We start from the raw sequence: 18,251 nt of genomic DNA, 5'->3' as shown, positions 1-18,251 counted from the left end.
GCAGACCGGTCAGGCGGCTTCCGCGGATCACACCGTGCGGAAGGCGAGCACCACGTTGTGACCACCGAAGCCGAACGAATTGTTGAGGGCGGCGATCGGCCCGTCGGGCAGCGCCCGTGGTTCGTCGCGCACGATGTCGGCCTCGACCTCCGGGTCGAGGTCGTCGAGGTTGATGGTCGGCGGGGCGAGCCGGTGATGCAGGGCCAGGACCGTCGCCACGGTCTCGACACCGCCGGCTCCGCCGAGGAGATGCCCGGTCATGGACTTCGTGGCCGACACCGCCACGTGGTCCATGGCGTCGCCGAGGACCTTGCGCAGGGCCTTCACCTCGGCCACATCGCCCCGGGGTGTCGACGTCGCGTGTGCGTTGACGTGCACGACCTCGGCCGCGGTGAGGTCGCTGGAGTCCAGCAGCGCGGTGAGCGCGGCGGCGATGCCCCGGCCCGTCGGTTCGGGCTGGGTGATGTGGTGGCTGTCGGCGGAGAGTCCCTGGCCGACGGCCTCGGCGTAGACGCGCGCGCCGCGCCGTCTGGCATGCTCCGCCGACTCCAGGACGACCACACCGGCACCCTCGCCGATGACGAAGCCGTCGCGGGCCGAGTCGTACGGCCGTGAGGCGGCGGCCGGATCGTCGTTGCGCTTGGACATGGCCATCATGTTGCCGAAGCCGGCCATGTTCAGGGGATGGATCGCCGCCTCCGTGCCGCCGGCCACGACGATGTCGGCCCGGCCGGCGCGGATCATGTCGATGGCGTATCCGACCGACTCGGCGCCCGAGGCGCAGGCGCTGACGGGCGAGTGCACTCCGGCCCGGGCGTTGAGGGCCAGTCCGACGTTGGCGCCCTGTGTGTTCGGCAGCATCATCGGGATGGTGTGGGGAGACACCTTGCGGAATCCCTGGTCCCGGAGGATGTCGTACTGCTGGAGCAGGGAGGTCACGCCGCCGATGGCGGAGGCGACGACCACGCCGAGCCGGTCCGGGTTGACGGAGGTGTCGACACCCGCCGGTGCGGTGAAGCCGGCGTCGGCCCACGCCTCGCGTGCCGCGATCAGCGCGAACTGGGCGGAGCGGTCGAGCTTGCGGGCCTCGGTTCTGGAGAGGCACTCGGAGGGTTCCACCGCTATCTCCGCGCCTATCTTCACGGGGGTGTCGGCGGCCCAGGCGTGCGTCAGCAGCCGCACGGCGGAGCGGCCCGCCGTGAGTCCGTGCCATGTGGTGGCGCTGTCACCGCCCAGCGGTGTGGTCGCTCCGACGCCGGTCACGACCACCTTGCGATCAGTCGGTTGCATGAGGATGACTCCCAAGTCGTCAGTGGTGGGCGAGGATGTAGTCGATGGCGTCGCTCACGGTCTTCAGACGGCCGGCCGCCTCGTCCGGGATGGTCACCCCGAACCGCTCCTCCGCCGCGACCACGACCTCGACCATGGACAGGGAGTCGACGTCGAGGTCGTCGGCGAAGTACTTGTGGGGGAGCACCTCCTCGTGCGGGACCCCGGTGATCTCGTTGACGATGTCGGCCAGACCGCTGCGGACTTCTTCCTGTACGGCGTTCATGTGCGTCTCCTCGTGCGCGTGACGGCGTTGCTGTCGGCAAGCCGGTGTCCGGGGGAGGGGCAAGGGGCGTGCGTGGGATGACGGAGGTCGCCTTCGCGGGCGTCCGGCGATGCCGGCTGCCGGGTTCTATGCGCAGGCGCCCTGGGGTCGTTGAGCGCGGGAGCTCGCCCTGCGTGGGGGCGGCACCGCGCCGCCACGCGGTGTCCGGCGGTCGGCGAGGGACCGGGAGATTCGCCGGGCGGCCGCCAGCAGGGGACCGACGGCGTCCGGGACACGGGCGGTCGCCGTACCGACGGTGATCAGGCCGATTGCGCCCAGGACGGCTCCGTCGCCGTCGTGGATCGGCGCGGCGATCTCCACCACGCCGTCCAGCAACTCGCCGTCGGACACGGCGTATCCCTGCCGCCGGGTGTGTTCGACGAGGTCACGCAGGACGGTGGGGGTGTGGACGGTGCGCTTCGTGTACGTCCGCAGGTCGCCGCGGTAGAGCTCCTCGTGGACGGTGGTGTCGGCGGCGGCGAGCAGGACCCTGCCGCAGGCCGTGGCGTGGAGGGGGAAGCGGTGTCCTCGGGACCACGAGCGGTGCAGGGGCCGGGCGGTGCCCGAGACGCTTTCCAGGCAGATTCCCTCGGTGCCGTCCCGTGCGGAGAGCAGGACGGCGCAGTGGGTCATGGAGCGCAGTTGGAACATGGCGGGGACGGCCGCTGCGCGGAGATCGCCGTGCCGGGGAGCCAGGAGGGCGACCTCCCACAGACGAAGGCCGATCGTGTATTTGTTGTCCTCCGCGCGTTCCAGCGCCCCCCAGGAAACGAGTTTCGAGACGATGCGGTAGGTCGTGGCCACCGGTAATCGTGACCGCTTGCTGATCTGGCTCACCGTCAGACTCACATGAGCGGTGTCGAAGGCGCCCAGGACGCCCAGAGTACGTTCGACGACGGAACGGTCCGCCGGGGTGTGCGACGTGGACATTCGACAGGATCCCCTTTCTGTTCGCGAAACGGTGCTTGTCGTTCAGGCGGTGCGGTATTGCGGTCGGGGATCTCCCATGGGTTTCTGTGCTGCCGAATTAACTGATCGGCGTCACCGGGAATTTCACATTCGGTCCGCCCGGCGCGGTGCCGGGCGGACGGGAGGAATTCAGGAGGATGTCGCCGCCGGCTGCGCGCGGCGCGGGTGGCGGGGCCGTGCCGCGGGATCGACGGTGGGATAGCCGACCCGGAAGAAGACCAGGGGCCGCTCTTTGCCTTCGGCTCCGCACAGGCGGGTCAGTTCGCCGACCGTGTCGGGGCAGTCGATGACGTGGCTCTGCGGATGGACGTAGATCCCGTCGTGGAACAGGTCCAGCCACAGCCGTGTCACCAGCCGGCCGGCCTCGACCTCGCCGGCCGGGTCGTTGCCCCGGCCGAGGACAACCATGACGATGCCGTCACCGCTGGTGGCGCTGGAGGACAGGGTGGTCAGCAGCCGGACCAGCCCCAGCGGCCGCAGCGCCCGGTACACCGCGGGGGCGAAGAACGTCCGCATGGCGGCGGCCTCGGCCTTGTTCAGGACCAGCATCACGTCGTTGAGTCCGTCTTGCCGGTAGTCGGGGTGGCGGGGGGAGAGCCTGGCCCAGGCCAGCAGCTCCCGGGCGATCCCGGCGTGGCCGAAGAACCAGTGGTAGGCGCGGATCAGGAGCGGCCGGGCGGCGTCCGTGGGGACGACGGCCACCCGGAATCCGGCTTCCTCGGCGGTCTTGAGGCAGCGGTCGACCACCGCCTGGGGCACCTGTTGCGAGGTCCAGGCGCCTCGCCACACGCGTCGGGCCTCGATGTCGGCCACCGACCGGGAGTTCTGTTCCGGCCATCCGCCGGGCACGATCCGCCCCACGCGAGCGGCGGCGGCGTCGTAGTCGGGCTCGAAGCGCATAGCCATCCCGGCCTCGGCGGCGCTGATCAGCAGGGTCTCGAGGTAGGTGCCCAGCGACAGCCTGAGGTCGCGGTGCGAGGGGTCGCTGGGGCCCAGCGCGTACTCGGTGCGCCAGCCCAGCTCGACATGATCGGGGCGGAAACGCAGGTCCCAGGGCTGGGTGTTGTGGGCGTTGGCCGCCCGGGCCGCCGTCTCGGCGACTCTGCGCAGGCGGTCGAGGGGGTAGGTGGGGGTGCTCTCGGTCTCGGTCACGGCCGTGATCCCGTCGTCTGGGGCTCGGTGGCGGAAGTGAGGTGCTGGGGCGCTGCCGGTGCGGGCTCCACCTCGGCGGATTCCTTGATGCCGAACCGGCGGTGGAGTGCCTTGAGAGGGGCCGGGGCCCACCAGTTGTAGGGGCCGACGGCCCGCATGAAGGCCGGCACCAGCACCCCTCGCACCAGGACCGCGTCGAGCACGATGGCGAGGCCGGTGGCCATGCCGTACATCTTGATCAGGGAGACGCCCGAGGTGAGCATGGCGAAGAAGGACACCGCGAGGATGGCTGCGGCGGCGGTGATGACGGGGCCGCTGGCGCCGAGTCCCTCCCGTACGGAACTCTCCAGCTGGCCGGTGCGGTCGTAGCGTTCCTTGATGCGGGCGACGAGGAAGACCTCGTAGTCCATGGACAGGCCGAAAGCGATGCAGAACACCAGGACCGGCATCGACACGGCGAGCGGCGACGGGGTGAAGCCGAGCAGGCCGGAGAGGTGGCCGTCGACGAAGACCCAGACCGCGACGCCGAGGATGCCGACGAGGCTCAGGCCGTTGAACAGCAGCGCCTTGAGGGGCATCAGCACACTGCCCGTCAGCAGGAACAGGAACAGCAGGCTCAGGACGCTGATCAGGACCATGGCCAGGGGCAGCTTGCCGGCGATGGAGTGGGTGATGTCGACCAGCTGGGCCGCCTGACCGCCGACCAGGACCTCGCTGCCGGCGGGCGGATCGACCGCACGGACGGCGCGGGCCAGGTCACCGCCCTGGTCGGAGTACGGGACCACGTCCGTCTGCACCTGGAGGCGGACCGCGTCACCGTCCCGGAAGGCAGCGGCCGTGCGCGGGTCCAGCGGGGTCAGACGGGAGCCGTCGCGGAACACCCCGGCGGCGCTGACGACCCTGGTGACCGCGTCGGTCTCGGAGAGGTCCGCGGAGTAGCGTGCGAGATCGGCGTCGGTCCCCTTCCACTGCTCGGAGACCACGTTCAGCGCGCGGTCGTCGCCGACGCCGAAGTCGTCGCGCACGGCCTCCGTCACCATGCGGCTCTCGGTGTCCGTGGGCAGCACCCGCTCGTCCGGTACACCGAACTGGGCGCCGGCGAAGGGCACCGCCATGAACAGCAGCAGGGCGATCACGGGGGTGGCGAGCAGGGCGGGGCGCCGGAAAGCGAGGCCGGCCATCCGGCCCCAGAAGGTCTCGGCGGCCGGGGCACGCCGAGTGCGCCGGCGGCGGCCGAGGGCGTCGATCCGGTCGCCGAGCACGACCAGGGACGCCGGCAGCAGGTACAGCGAGCCGAGGACGGCCCACAGCACCACGGCGATGCCCGCCAGCGCGAAGGAGCGCAGGAAGTACTGGTCGAAGACCAGGAGCGTAGCGAGGGCGGCACCGACCACGGCACCACTGACGGCCACGGTGCGCCCGGCGGTCGCGCGGGTGACGCGCAGGGCGTCGGCGTTGTCGCGGCCGGCCTCGCGTTCCTCCCGGTAGCGCGTGACGATCAGCAGGCTGTAGTCGACGGAGAGACCCAGTCCCAGCGCGGTGATCAGGTTGACGGCGAACACGGACACGTCGGTGAACTGCGCGGCGACGTTGACGGCCGCGAGCGCTCCGACGATGGTGAGGACGGCCAGGAGCATCGGCAGCAGGGCGGCGATCAGACCGCGGAAGACGATCACGAGCAGCAGCAGGGTGATCGGGATGGCGATGCTTTCCGCCGCGATGATGTCCTTCTCGACCTGCTTGTTCATGTCGTTGTTGATGGCGGTGATGCCGCCGAAGGAGACCGAGACGGCACCGTCCGGGTCCGACAGCTTCTCGTGCAGCGTGTCGGCGGTTCGCATGCTCTCGTTCTCGTCGCCGTCGACCCGGACGAGGATCAAAGCCGCGTTCCCGGAGCGCAGGCTCTTGTCGCCGCTGTCGAAGTAGGAGGCGACGACCCTGGTGCCGGCGGTGCCGGAGACCGTTTTGTCGATGGTTTCGGCCTCGGTGCGGGCCGCGGCGCTGCCGGGTCCGCCCTTGGCGTCCTTCACCAGGATGACGAGGTTGGGCTGGCTGCCGGGGAACGAGCGTTCCAGCGCCTCGGCGGCGGCCACGGAGTCGGAGGCGGGGTCGTCGAACCCGCCCGACTTGAGACGGTCCAGCACCCCGGAGGTCGCGGCGCCGGCGACCAGTAGGAGGAGGAGTCCGGCGAGAAGGGTGAACCAGGGGCCGCGACGTTTCTTTCGGTCGCTCCCGGACGGCACCGAAGTGACCATCACGCTGAGGTCCTTTCTTCAGCTGTGCCCACGGGCCTGCCAGCGGTCGGCCGGGGCTGGATGGGTGGAACGGGGAGAGCGGTGGTGCGGGGCGGGACAGTGCAGCCGCTGACCTGGGCAAACACAAACGTGACACGTGCTCTGGTTTGAGAGCGGTGCTCTTGCCGGATGTAGTTTTACAGCGAGCACCGCTTCAGCGCAAGAGCACTGCTCTCAACTGGAGAGCAGTGCTCTGATACTTGGACAGTGCTCTCGGCAGTGGCAGACTGTCGTCATGGATGTCATCCAAGGAGCCAAGGAGAGAGTCCGCGCCGAGGTCGCCGCCGCGATCAAAGGCGAGGCCCGCAGGCAGCTCGCCGCCGAGGGTGCGGCGCGCCTGTCGCTGCGCGCCGTGGCCCGCGAACTGGGCATGGTCTCGTCGGCGCTTTATCGCTACTTCCCCAGCCGGGACGACCTGCTCACGGCGCTCATCGTCGATGCCTACGACGCCCTCGGGCAGGCCGCCGAGGGCGCCTTCGCCGCCGCGGGCAACGCCGACCCGCTGCAGGCCTGGAGGGATGTCTGCCGTGCCGTGCGCGCCTGGGCGCTCGAGCATCCGCACGAGTACGCGCTGATCTACGGTTCACCCGTGCCCGGCTACGCCGCCCCGCAGGACACCGTGGTCCCGGCGTCCCGGGTCGCGCTGGTCCTGCTCGCGGTGGCGGAGACGGCCCATGATGCCGGCGCCCTCGCCGAGTCGGACCTCGCAGCGGCGGACTGTGACTCGGTCGTCGCCGAGGAGATCCGCCTGCTGATGGAGCAGCCCGACCGCACCCTCCCGGGGTCGGTCGCGCCCCGCCTGGCCGCCGCCTGGGCGCAGCTCTTCGGTCTGATCAGCTTCGAGGTCTTCGGGCAGTTCAACGGGGTCATCGACGACCGCGACACCCTCTTCGGGAAGGCGGTCGTCGCCCTCGCCCAGCAGGTGGGCCTGCGTCCCGCGGGGAGCAGCGCACAGGCCTGACGCAGACGGCCGCCCGGTCGGCGACGCTTGTTCGCGCGCCCGGTTCGCTCGCGTGTCCTCGCGAGGGGACCGGGCGGCGGCATGAAGGGGCGATTTCGCGTTCTGTTCGTCTCTTCAAAACCTGCATTCTCACTGACCGGAAAGCGTCAGGTCAATCGAATCTCCAGGTTTCGTCATGCTCTCCACAAGCCGTTCACAGGTTTTCTTCCACTGGTTGAGAAGGTCGCTTGCGTACGCTCCGCAGTCGCGGTCAAGCTCTCCGTTGTCGACGTCAGTGGCGGACACACATACTTTTACCGCCGCCTTCATCTCCTGGCGTCGAGCCATTTTCGCAATCGATGTCGGATCGAGGTAGCGTTCGTGGCTGATATGGCTATCGTCGGCATGTCGTGCCGATTTCCCGGGGCCGCCGATATCGGCGAGTTCTGGAGAATGCTGGTAAATGCCGAGTCGCAGTTCTCGGCGGTCCCCGCGAGTCGCTGGGACCATTCCGCCTACTATCGGCCGGGCGATTTCAGGGAGCCGCACGGCGTCTACACCGACCAGGTAGCGTTCCTGCCCGAGGTCGATCGCTTCGCCCCCGCCCACTATGGGATCCCGCCACGCCGGGCCCGCACGATGGACCCGCAGGCCAAGCTGTTCGTGGACCTGGCGCGCGAGGCGCTCCAGGACGCCGGCTGGGAGCGCACCGGCTTCGACCGGTCCCGCACCGGCGTCTTCGCCGGGGTGACCTCGCTCGATCACCGGGACATCAGCGTCTCCCGCATCACCGCGAACCTGCTGGCGGACGGATCCTTCCATGACGGGCAGAGCGACCCGGAGTTGCTGGACCGGCTGCACGAGGCGACCGACTCGTCGCTGATGCCCATGAACTCCTTCACCATCCCCGGGGCTCTGGCGAACATGGTTCCCTGTACCGTCAGCGAGGTCCTCGACCTCGGCGGTCCCTCCATCTCGCTGGACGCGGCCTGCTCCTCGGCGCTCGTGGCCCTGGACGCGGCGGTGCGCAGCCTGCGCTCGGGCGCCTGTTCCATCGCCCTCGTGGGAGGCGTGTACATCGGCCTGTCCCCGACGGCCCTGGTCGGCTTCGCCCGGTCCGGCGCACTGTCCCGGCACGGGGTGTGCCGACCGTTCGACGAGCGCGCCGACGGATTCGTGCTCGGCGAGGGGGGCGCCATCCTGGTGCTGCGTCCGGTGGAGGACGCCGTCGCGGCCGGGGACCGCATCTACGCCGTGGTCAGCGGGGTCGGCTCCGCCAACGACGGCCGGGGCGGCGGCCCGATGACACCGCAGGCGCAGGGCCAGCTCGCCGCGCTGCGCGCCGCCTACCGTGACGCCGGGATCGACCCCGGGCAGATCGACCTGCTGGAGGCCCACGGCACGGGCACGCCGGTCGGCGACCGGACCGAGATCGAGGCCATCGGGCTGCTGCGCTCGGAGTCCGGCTCGACCCAACCGTGCTATGTCTCCTCCTCCAAGGCGCTGATCGGGCACACCCTGTCCGCGGCCGGGGCGGCAGGGCTGGTGAAGGCCGCGCTCGCTGTGCACCACGGTGTCGTACCGCCGCAGCCCGCGGAGATGCAGGTCAACGGTGCCCTGGACCTGGAGGTCGCGGGGCTGCGCGTGACCACTGCCGCGCAGCAGTGGCCGCACGAGGGCGTGCGTCGGGCGGGCGTCAGCTCCTTCGGTTTCGGCGGCACCAACGTGCACGCGGTCCTGGAAGGCGCTCCGGCTGCCGAGCCGGATCCGGCCGACGGTCAACTCCCCGACGAGCCCTGGCTGTTCCTGCTGTCCGCGGGATCCGTGGCGGATCTGGCCCGGCACGCGCAGGACATCCGCGCATCGGTCGCAGCGGACCCGGACGCCACGCCCGCCGAGGTGGCCCACACCCTGGCCCTGCGCGATCTGCTCACCGCCCGCCTCGCGTTCGCCGCCGCCACCCGGGAGGAACTCCTCGACCGGCTCCAGCTCGCCGCACAGCGACTGGCGGACGGCGCCGTCGGGGAACTGGCCCCCGGCATCCACGCGGCGGCGAAGCCGTTGCCGGAGCATGAGCGCCGGATCGCCTTCGCCTTCCCCGGGCAGGGCTCGCAGCGGCCCGGCATGCTGGCGGACCTGGTCCGGCGGTTCCCCTCGTCCGCCCACCGCGCGGCCGAGCTGGCCGCTGTGACCGCTGAGGAGTCCGACACGGTGCCCGGCACGCTGCCCGGACTGCTGTGGGAGGCGCACGACGCCGACGACAGCGACGCGCAGGCGGCCCTGATGGTGACCGACATGTGCCAGCCCGGCCTGGGCGTCACGGGTGCCACCACCGTCGAACTGCTCGCCGCCTGCGGCATCCGCCCCGATGTCGCGGTCGGCCACAGCGTCGGCGAGTTCCCCGCCGCGGTCGCGGCCGGGGCGTTCACCGCATCCGATGCTGTCAGGTTCATGACGCGCAGGGGTGCGGCGCTGGCCGCCGCCGTACCGTCCGGCACCGGCGCCATGCTCGCGGTCCAGGCCCCCGCCGCCGAGGCCGAACGCCTCGCCCTGGCCGTCGAAGGTGTCTGGCCCGCCTGCTACAACCACGAGGGCCAACTCGTCTTCAGCGGCGGCATCGAGAACGTGGAGGCACTCCGCACCCACTGCGCCGCGCAGGGGGTGGCCGCCGTCCGGCTGCGGGTGTCGCACGCCTTCCACTCACCCCTGGTCGCGGCCGCCGACGAGGTGATGGCGGAGACGATCGCGGGCCTGCCGCTGACCGAGCCCGCATGCACCTTCATCTCCGGCGTCAGCGGTCGGGAATGCCGGGAACCCCAGGACATCAAGGACCTGTGGGCCCGTCACAACACCGCCCCCGTACGGTTCACCGACGCGGTGCAGTCGCTCGCCGCGACCGGCACCCGCTTCCTCGTACAGATCTACGGCGGCGACACCCTCCTGCGCATGGCCCGGCGCAGCGTCGCGGGAGCGGACCTGGAACTCGTACCCCTGACGACGAACCGGTCCGACGACGGCCGCGCCTTCCTCACCGCGCTCGGCCGGCTGGCCGTGGCCGGGGCGCCGCTGAACCCGGCCGCGCTGTTCCCCGCCGACGCGGGCCGGCTGCTGTCCCTGCCGCCGTCGCCGCTGCACACGGCGGTGTACACCGTCCGTACCGGCACCGGCCGCTCCCAGCACCGCACGGTGATCTCCAGCCCGGCCGCGACGGCCGCACCCGAACCGTCCGTGGCCCGCGCCCCCGAGCCGAGCCTGCGCACGGTCATTCCCTCCCCCCACGCCACCACCCCGATCGGAGAGCCGAGGATGAGCGGTCTCATCGAGTTCCTGCACGCCCAGGTGTCCCTGCTGCAGTCCTTCGACCCGGCCGGCAAGCCCCTGCCGTACGCAGCCGTCCCGACGATCACCGGCTCCGTCCAGGAGCCGCGGCAGGAGCAGCTGCCCGAAGCCGCCCGTGCGGGACACGTGGCGCAGGCCCCCGCCCTCGCACCGGCCGTATCACCGGCGGGTGTCGGGACCGAAGAGGTGCGGGCGGCCGTGTACGCCGGTATATCCAAGGTCAGCGCCTACCCCGAGGACTTCCTGCAGCCCGAGCACGTCTTCGCCACCGACCTCGGATTCGACTCGATCATGCTGGTCGAGCTGGCCGCCCGGCTGCGCGGCAGGTGGCCGCAGCTGGAGATGAAGGCCGCCGAGATGATGCGCATCGCCACGATCGGCGACCTCATCACCACCCTCGGGGACCGCCTCGGCCCAGCAGCGGCGGCGCACCCCACCGCACCGCCGCCGGTCGCGGAACCGGCGCCGGCGCCCACCGCCGTCGCTCCGGTACCCGCCGAACAGCCCCGCAGCACCCAGGACCGCCGTGCAGCCGCCGACGTCCGGGTGTTCCCCGAGGTCCTGGCCTCGCTGGAGCGCAAGCGGAGCATCGAGTCCTCCGGCGTCGTCAACCCCTACTTCCTGCCGCACGAGGGCACCATCCGCGACACCACCCGGGTGGCCGACCGCGAGCTGATCTCCTTCTCCAGCTACAACTACCTCGGGCTGTCCGGACACCCGGCGGTCGCCGCGGCCGTCCAGGAAGCCGTCGAGCGCTACGGCTCCTCGGTGTCCGCCGCCCGCATCCTGTCCGGCAACCGTCCGCTGCACGTGGAACTCGACCGGGGCCTCGCCGACCTCGTCGGCGCCGAGGACGCCGTGAGCCTGGTCAGCGGGCACGCCACCAACGTCACCGTCATCGGGCACCTGATGGGCCCCGAGGACCTGATCCTGCACGACGCCCTCGCGCACGACAGCATCATCCAGGGGTGCCGTCAGTCCGGCGCCGCCCGCCAGCCCTTCCCGCACAACGACCTGGTGGCCCTCGACCGCATCCTCAGCCATGTGCGCGACGGCTACCGCAGGGTGCTGATCGTGGTGGAGGGCGTGTACAGCATGGACGGCGACACCGCGGACCTGCCCGCGCTCATCGCCGTCAAGCAGCGGCACGACGCCCTGCTCATGGTGGACGAGGCCCACAGCATCGGTGTGATGGGCAAGACCGGCGGCGGCATGGCCCAGTTCTCCGGCGTCAACCCCGACGACGTGGACGTGTGGATGGGCACCCTGTCCAAGTCCCTCGCCAGCTGCGGAGGTTACGTGGCCGGCCGGCACGAGCTCATCGAGCACTTCCGGTACACCCTGCCGGGCTTCGTGTTCAGCGCGGGACTGCCGCCGGCGTCCGCAGCCGCCGCTCTCACCGCCCTCCGGCTGATCCGCGAGGAACCCGAGCGCGTCACCCGGCTGCACGACAACGCGGCCCTGTTCCTGCGGCTCGCGGCCGAGGCCGGCGTCGACGTGGGCACCAGCGAGGGCACCCCGGTCGTGCCCGCCATCACCGGCGACTCCGCGAAGGCACTGCTCCTCGCCGACCGCCTCTACGCCCGCGGCGTCAGCGCCAACCCGATCCTGCACCCGGCGGTCGAGGAACGCCTCGCCCGGCTGCGGTTCTTCATCACCTCCGAGCACACCGAGGAGCAGATCACGACCGCGGTCCGCATCCTCGGCGAGGAACTGGCCGCACTGTCCTCCTGATCCCACCCCGCACGGCACCGGGGCGGAACCGGTCAGTTCCCCCGTCGACGGCTCCGCCCCGGTGCGCCCCGCACCCGCACCCGCACCCGCCCCCCGTCCCTCCCCAGACGAGGAAGAACCATGACCGAACCGATTCGTGTAGGTGTCATCGGCGCCGGTACCGAACGGGGCTGGGCCAAGACGGCCCACCTGCCGGCCCTCACAGCCCTGCCGGAGTACAAGGTGACGGCGGTCGCAACGACCCGCGCCGGCAGCGCCCGCCGCGCCGCCGAACACTACGGCGCCGCCCATGCCTTCACCGACCCGGCCCGGCTCAGCGGCCATCCCGAGGTGGACCTGGTGGTCGTCGCCGTGAAGACACCGGACCACGCCGACCTGGTGCTGCCCGCCCTGGAGGCCGGCAAGCACGTCTACTGCGAATGGCCGCTCGGCCGCACCACCAAGGAAGCCGAGGTGATGGCCGAGGCCGCCCGGCAGGCAGGTGTCCACGCGGCCGTCGGCCTCCAGGCACGGCACGCGCCCGCCGCCCGCCACGCCCGCCGGCTGCTCACCTCCGGCGCCATCGGCCGGGTCACGGCGGTCAACGTCTTCGCCACCCGCGCCAAGGGAGCCGGCGGCACCATCACCTCCGACGCCGTCTACACCCTGGACCGGCGCAACGGCGCCGGAACCCTGGAGGTCGCCGGCGGGCACACCCTGGACCTGCTGGAGTTCCTGTGCGGATCCGTCGGCAGGCTCGCGGCGTCCCTCTCCGTCCAGCAGCCCCGGCTGACCGTCTCCGACACCGCGGAGAGCGTCGGCGTCACCAGCGCCGACCACATCGTCATCGGCGCCTTCCTGGTCACCGGTATCCCCGTGTCGGTCCATCTCCACGACGGCAAGGCCGGACACGCCCGCACCCGCCTGGAGTTCTCCGGCACCCGCGGCACCCTGACCCTCGTCTCCGAAGGGCCCGCCGCGGGACACGGCATCCAGATCAGCGACATCCGCCTGTACGAGGACAAGAGCGCCGCCACCGGCGGCCGCCGGGAGGTGGCGGTGCCGCCGGACTGCCGGACCGCCGTGGACGTGCCCGACACCGCCGTGCGCAATGTGGCGGAGCTCTACGCCGCGCTGTCCCGCGACATCCGCAGCGGCTCGCGCACCGTGCCCGACTTCGAGACCGGCCTGCGCCTGCACCGGCTCCTCGACACCGTCCGCTCCGCCGACCAAGCCGCGGCGAGCCAGGTCCGGGAGGCATGAGATGACCGTCCAAGTCTTCGCGCAGCGCCCCACGACGCAGCCCTTGACGCAGCCCACGAAGCAGGTCGCGACGCAGCCCGCGGCGGCCTTCCTGACCGCCCTGACCGGCGGCGCCCCGTCCTGGGACACCTGGCGTGACGCGTTGGCGCCCGAGCGCGTCGAGCAACCGGCCGAGGTGGCGCGGCTCCTGGCCTTCCTCGACACCGAGGTCGACCCCGACGCCATCGACCGGGAGGGAGAGATCCCGCCGTTCGTGATCGCGCGGCTGCGCGACCTCGGCGCCTTCCGGCTCGCGACGGGCGAGGACCTCGGCGGGCTCGGACTGACGCCGTACGCGCTGTTCCGGACCGTGGAGGCGGTGGCCTCCCGCTCCGTGGCGATCGGCTTCATGCTCGCCGTCCACAACGGCATCGGGGTCGCCACCTCGCTGCTGCCGACGCTGCCGCACGGCTCACTGCGCGACCTGATCCGGCGCCGCAGCCGCGAGGGCATGATCTCCGGCTTCGCCGACGCCGAGCCCGCCGGACAGGGCAACCAGTGGCCGCGGACGAAGGCTGTCCCGACTCCCGACGGCTCGGCGTACGTCCTCACCGGCGACAAGCTGTTCATCAGCAACGGACCCGTCGCCGACCTCCTGGGCGTCACCGTGACCGTCCGCGACGAGGACGGCCCCCGCGTCGGTCTCGCCGTCGTGGACACCCGCAGCCCCGGCTTCGAGGTGCGAGCCGGCCTGGAGTACCTGGGCGTACGGGGTCTGCCCAACGGCTGGCTGCGCCTGAACGGGGTGACGGTCCCCAGGGACCACGTGGTCACGTCCGCCCAGGGCGACCCCCGCCGCACCCCGGAACGGACCTCGGCCTTCCTGACCGCGCGGATGCTCATCCAGGCGGCCCCGGCCCTCGCCCTCGCCCGCAACTGCCTGCGCTGGTCAAGGGAGTTCACCGCCCGCCGACGCATCGACGGCATCGGGCTGGGGGAGTACGACCTCATCCAGCGCACCCTCGCCGCCAACGCGGCGGACGTACGCGCCATGGACGCCGTGGTGCGCTGGAGCCTCGGCGGCCCGGCCCCCGGCGACCGCTGGTTCGAGCGCATGATCGCCCGCAACTTCTGCACCGAGGCGGCCACCAGGGTCGTGGACCGTACGGTCTCCCTCCTGGGCGCCGAAGGGCTGGAGACCGACCGCTCCAAACGCCGCCGCGGGGCACCGTCCGTACCGCTGGAGCGGGCCTACCGGGACATCAGGATGCTGCGCACCGCCGGCGGCGTGGACGACCTGATCGACGTCCAGGCGGCCCAGGCCCTCCTCACGCACTGCGCGGACACCGCGCCGACCGGCCTCCTGGACAACGGCCTGCCCGGCGCCCTCCCGGCCACCGAGAACTTCTTCCCGCGCAACGCCCGTCATCTGTACGACCTGCACGAGGACCTGGCCCGCTTCGCCGCCGTCTGCCATGACGTCGCCGCCCGCCCGGCGGGGGAGCGGCAGCGACGCTCCGGGCAGTACCCGCTGCTGCTGCTCGGCCGTATCGCCCGCGAACTGCTGGGCGCCGCGGCCGTCCTCGCCACGGCCGAACAGGACGGCCACCAGCGGCTCACCGACGTCCACTGCACGGCCGCCCGGTCCCGGCTGCGTGACCTGTGGGCACAGCTGGACGCCCCGGACCAGCCGGACCACGCCGGCATCGCCCGCGCCGTGCTGTCCCGGGACCGGCACGTCGACGACCTGCTCGGCCTGTGACCCCGACCACGGACCTGACAGGAGGCCCGTCATGCACACCGCCGCCCCACACCCCGATCCGTACTTCGCCCCGCTGTCCCCGCCCGCAGACCCCGATCGCACGGCAGCCCTGCTTCCGCCTGCGCTCCTGCTCGCCTCGCACGAGATGTTCCACCGGATGATGGCCGCTCCCTGGGCGAACCGCCCGCCCGCCCGTGGCGACGCCACGAGCTGCCCGTGACGGCTCCGGCCGGAACCCGGCGGATCGTCGCCACCATCGACGACTGCCTCGGGCCCGGCGAGGACCGCTATTTCGGTGCCGGCTTCCGCCGCGTGCGGCACCGGCTGGAGGCCATCCAGGTCTCCCGCCGGCCCGACTCCACCGAGGCGACCGCCCGCGCGTCCGTGACGTACCCCGCCCACTGGTCCGCGAAGGGCACCGGTCAACTCGTCCCTCACCTCAGCAGCATCGACAGTCTGGCCCTGGTCGCGCAGCTCGCCGAGATCCTGCTGGGCCAGGCCTACGGCCTCGACGCAGGTGCCCGCTCACGCATGTGGCTGCGCGCGGTGCACCTGCGGGCCGGCGTCCATCCACAGGAGGACCTCGACCACATCCCGGTGCACGGCGTCGTCCGCCCCGCCGAGTCGACGCACGTCGCCGACGGCCTGCTGGCCTCCTCCCTGCACACCCGCATCGGCTCGATGGAGGTCCGGTGCGACATCCAGCACGAGGCGGCGGGCGGATACCGGCCCGGCCGTGCCGGAGCCCGTCACCGAAGCGCCGAGGACGTTCTGGGCGAGCCGCACCGGCGGTACTTCGCCGACCTCTTCCGCCACCGCGACCAGCAGGTCACCCACCTCATCGTCGACCGGGACGCCGGACGCGTGGACGCCACCGTCCACATCACGCCCGCGCCCGGCGAGAGCCACCTGCGGCCCACCGGACTGGAGTCCGCCTATCTGCCCAGCGCCTCCATGATCGACGCGATCACCGTGACGGGCCAGCTCGCCCAGGTCCTGCTGTACGAAATCGACGGCATCGACCGCGGTGACAGCGACACGCTCTGGCTGCGCAAGGCGGCCCTGTCCACCCGTATGCCGCTGAGGACGCTGGAGCACCCGTTCTCCGCGCATGTGCGCATCGAGGACAGCCGCCTGCTGATCATCGCCGACGACACCTGGCGGGTCTGCGATTTCGGCTACGCCTTCCACGGCATCACCGGAGGGTTCTCCGTGGCACACCGACTACCCGACCAAGGACCGCGATGACGACCACAGTCCCCACGCCCGCGCGCGCGGAACGGAACCGCACGTCCATGCGGCGCCTGGCCATCTCCGGTACGTACAGCACGGGCAAGACCACGACGACCATCGCCCTCGCCCACCTCACGGGAGTACCGCGCACCCATGCCCGGACCATGCGCGAGATCCTGGCCGACGTCCTGCCGGGCAAACGCCTGGAGGAGTGCACGGCCGCCGAACTGATCCAGCTGGGCGTCCACCGGTTCACCGAGCGGGCTGTGCACGAGTCACACCTGCCCGACGGCTTCGTCTCCGACGGCTCCTCCCTGCACGAGTGGGTGTACGGCAAGGTGCGCGTGCGAGCCGGTATCCATCCCACCGACGGCTACGAGGCCGGCGGGTCGGCGCCGGACTTCTACGAGGAGGTGATCGACGCCATGGGAGCGGTACTGAAGGATCACGCGCGCCGCGCCTACGACGTCTTCATCCATCTGCCCGTGGAGTTCGACCTGGTCGCCGACGGGCACCGCCCGGTCTCCGAGCGTTTTAGGGGCATGTCCGACGAGTTGCTGCGCGGCACACTCGATGAGCTGCGCATTCCGTACCACGTCGTCGGCGGCAGCCTTGAACACCGCCTGGCCACCATCGTGGACATCTTCGGCCTGCCCGCGCGCATGAGCCTGGAACACGCGGTGGAACTGGCCCGCCGGGACATCGCCGACGCCTACCGGCGGACCGCGCAGGCCGCCGAGCGCCACTCCGCCTGAGAGCCCGCCGGGGGAGCGGCCCGACCGTGTGGCTCCGGACCCCGGCTCATTGATCGTGCGCTCCAGGCCACGCAGCCCCGCCCCTTGACTTCTGATGACCTCCGCACCCGAGGGAGCCCTCCATGCCCGCCACCCCCGTCCCGGCCCCCCGAACGACCACTTTCACGCCCGGCTCCGTCCCCGACGTGGCCCCCCTGTTCCGCCCCTTCACAGTCGGCGGGCTGCATCTGCCCAACCGCGTCCTCATGGCACCGATGACGCGGAATTTCTCGCCGAACGGCGTTCCCGGCCCCGAGGTCGCCGAGTACTACGCGCGACGGGCCCGGGGCGGCGTCGGCCTCATCGTCACCGAGGGCACCGTCGTAGGCCACCCCGCGGCGGCCCCCGCCACCACCGTGCCGCGCTTTCACGGCGAGGACGCCCTCGCGGGCTGGGCCCGGGTCGTGGAGGCGGTCCACGCCGAAGGCGGTCGCGTGATCCCGCAGTTGTGGCACGCCGGCCTGGAACGCAAGGGCGACGCCGTGCCCGACCCGCAGGTGCCCGCCGCCGGGCCCGCCACGCTCTCCGAGTCCGACATCGCCGAGGTGGTCGACTCGTTCGCCCGGGCCGCCGCGGACGCCAAGCGCCTGGGCTTCGACGGTCTCGAGCTGCACGGCGGACACGGCTACCTGATCGACCAGTTCCTCCGCCCCGAGACCAACACACGCACCGACGGATACGGCGGTGACCTCGGCGGCCGCACCCGCTTCCCGGCCGAGCTGGTGGCGGCGTGCCGGGCCGCGGTCGGCTACGACTTCCCCATCTTCCTGCGGATCTCCCAGTGGACCGTCGGTGACTTCGGCGCCCGGCTGGCGGCCACCCCCGACGAGCTGGAACTGATGCTGGGCCCGCTGATCGCGGCGGGCGTCGACGTCATCGACTGCTCGACCAGGCGCTTCTGGCTGCCGGAGTTCCCGGGCTCGGACCTTTCACTGGCGGGCTGGGTGAAGAAGCTGACCGGCCTCCCGACGGTCGCCGTCGGCTCGGTCGGGCTCGACGACAGCGAGTTCCTGAGCGCGCTCATCGAGGGCAAGGGCGCGGCGAACGGTTCTCTGGACCGCTTGGTGGAGTGCATGGAGCGGGACGAGTTCGATCTCGTGGCCCTCGGGCGCCTGCTGCTCTCGGACCCGGAATGGGTGGCCAAGATCCGCGACGGCCGTCAGGGCGAACTGCGCCCGTTCTCCGCCGAGGCCTTGCTCAGCCTGGACTGAGTGGCGGA

General features: G+C 71.7%; 13 protein-coding genes. 8 read left to right on the top strand and 5 right to left on the bottom strand.

The features are described 5' to 3' along the window. Positions 1-27: 27 nt before the first annotated feature. The 5 genes from fabF to PH203_RS45855 form a co-directional block, all read right to left on the bottom strand. On the bottom strand, positions 28-1,290 hold the full coding sequence (fabF, locus tag PH203_RS45875; RefSeq protein WP_289928503.1) for a beta-ketoacyl-ACP synthase II: 1,263 nt from the start codon (positions 1,288-1,290) through the stop codon (positions 28-30). A 19-nt stretch (positions 1,291-1,309) separates the two neighbouring features. Continuing rightward, positions 1,310-1,555, bottom strand: a complete 246-nt coding sequence (locus PH203_RS45870; protein WP_289928501.1) for an acyl carrier protein — start codon at positions 1,553-1,555, stop codon at positions 1,310-1,312. Between the two features lie 126 nt (positions 1,556-1,681). Beyond that, positions 1,682-2,524, bottom strand: a complete 843-nt coding sequence (locus tag PH203_RS45865; RefSeq protein ID WP_289928500.1) for an IclR family transcriptional regulator — start codon at positions 2,522-2,524, stop codon at positions 1,682-1,684. A 168-nt stretch (positions 2,525-2,692) separates the two neighbouring features. Next, positions 2,693-3,715 (bottom strand): hypothetical protein, encoded by a 1,023-nt coding sequence (locus PH203_RS45860; protein ID WP_289928498.1) that lies wholly within the window; start codon positions 3,713-3,715, stop codon positions 2,693-2,695. Further along, positions 3,712-5,970, bottom strand: coding sequence for an MMPL family transporter (locus tag PH203_RS45855; RefSeq protein ID WP_289928524.1), 2,259 nt, complete (start codon positions 5,968-5,970; stop codon positions 3,712-3,714). The genes PH203_RS45860 and PH203_RS45855 overlap by 4 nt, the downstream gene beginning before the upstream one ends. A 274-nt stretch (positions 5,971-6,244) precedes the next feature. Here PH203_RS45855 and PH203_RS45850 point away from each other — a divergent pair, with 274 nt between their 5' ends. From PH203_RS45850 to PH203_RS45815, 8 genes are all read left to right on the top strand, one after another. After that, the gene (locus PH203_RS45850) at positions 6,245-6,970 is read left to right on the top strand and encodes a TetR/AcrR family transcriptional regulator (protein ID WP_289928496.1); all 726 of its coding nucleotides are present in this window, start codon (positions 6,245-6,247) and stop codon (positions 6,968-6,970) included. Positions 6,971-7,051: 81 nt separating this feature from the next. Further along, complete coding sequence (locus PH203_RS45845; RefSeq protein ID WP_354671322.1) at positions 7,052-12,022, top strand: aminotransferase class I/II-fold pyridoxal phosphate-dependent enzyme; 4,971 nt, start codon at positions 7,052-7,054, stop codon at positions 12,020-12,022. 120 nt (positions 12,023-12,142) lie between these two features. Then, on the top strand, positions 12,143-13,264 hold the full coding sequence (locus PH203_RS45840; protein WP_289928493.1) for a Gfo/Idh/MocA family oxidoreductase: 1,122 nt from the start codon (positions 12,143-12,145) through the stop codon (positions 13,262-13,264). A 1-nt stretch (position 13,265) separates the two neighbouring features. Beyond that, entirely contained in the window at positions 13,266-15,005 is a 1,740-nt protein-coding gene (locus PH203_RS45835) for an acyl-CoA dehydrogenase family protein (RefSeq protein ID WP_289928492.1), read from the top strand. A gap of 31 nt (positions 15,006-15,036) precedes the next feature. Next, positions 15,037-15,225 carry a hypothetical protein gene (locus PH203_RS45830; RefSeq protein WP_289928491.1) on the top strand — a complete coding sequence of 63 codons (189 nt, stop codon included), beginning with the start codon at positions 15,037-15,039 and terminating at the stop codon, positions 15,223-15,225. After that, on the top strand, positions 15,222-16,253 hold the full coding sequence (locus tag PH203_RS45825) for an AvrD family protein (protein WP_289928490.1): 1,032 nt from the start codon (positions 15,222-15,224) through the stop codon (positions 16,251-16,253). The genes PH203_RS45830 and PH203_RS45825 overlap by 4 nt, the downstream gene beginning before the upstream one ends. Further along, a complete protein-coding gene (locus PH203_RS45820) occupies positions 16,250-16,993 on the top strand; it encodes an AAA family ATPase (RefSeq protein WP_289928488.1) in 744 nt (247 codons plus the stop codon). The genes PH203_RS45825 and PH203_RS45820 overlap by 4 nt, the downstream gene beginning before the upstream one ends. Positions 16,994-17,115: 122 nt before the next feature. Then, positions 17,116-18,243 carry an NADH:flavin oxidoreductase gene (locus tag PH203_RS45815; protein WP_289928486.1) on the top strand — a complete coding sequence of 376 codons (1,128 nt, stop codon included), beginning with the start codon at positions 17,116-17,118 and terminating at the stop codon, positions 18,241-18,243. Positions 18,244-18,251 lie beyond the last annotated feature (8 nt).

This window comes from Streptomyces sp. S.PB5, assembly GCF_030403745.1.
GTDB lineage: Bacteria > Actinomycetota > Actinomycetes > Streptomycetales > Streptomycetaceae > Streptomyces.
Note: the sequence above shows the minus strand (reverse complement) of the source record. Positions and strands in the feature narration are given on the sequence as shown.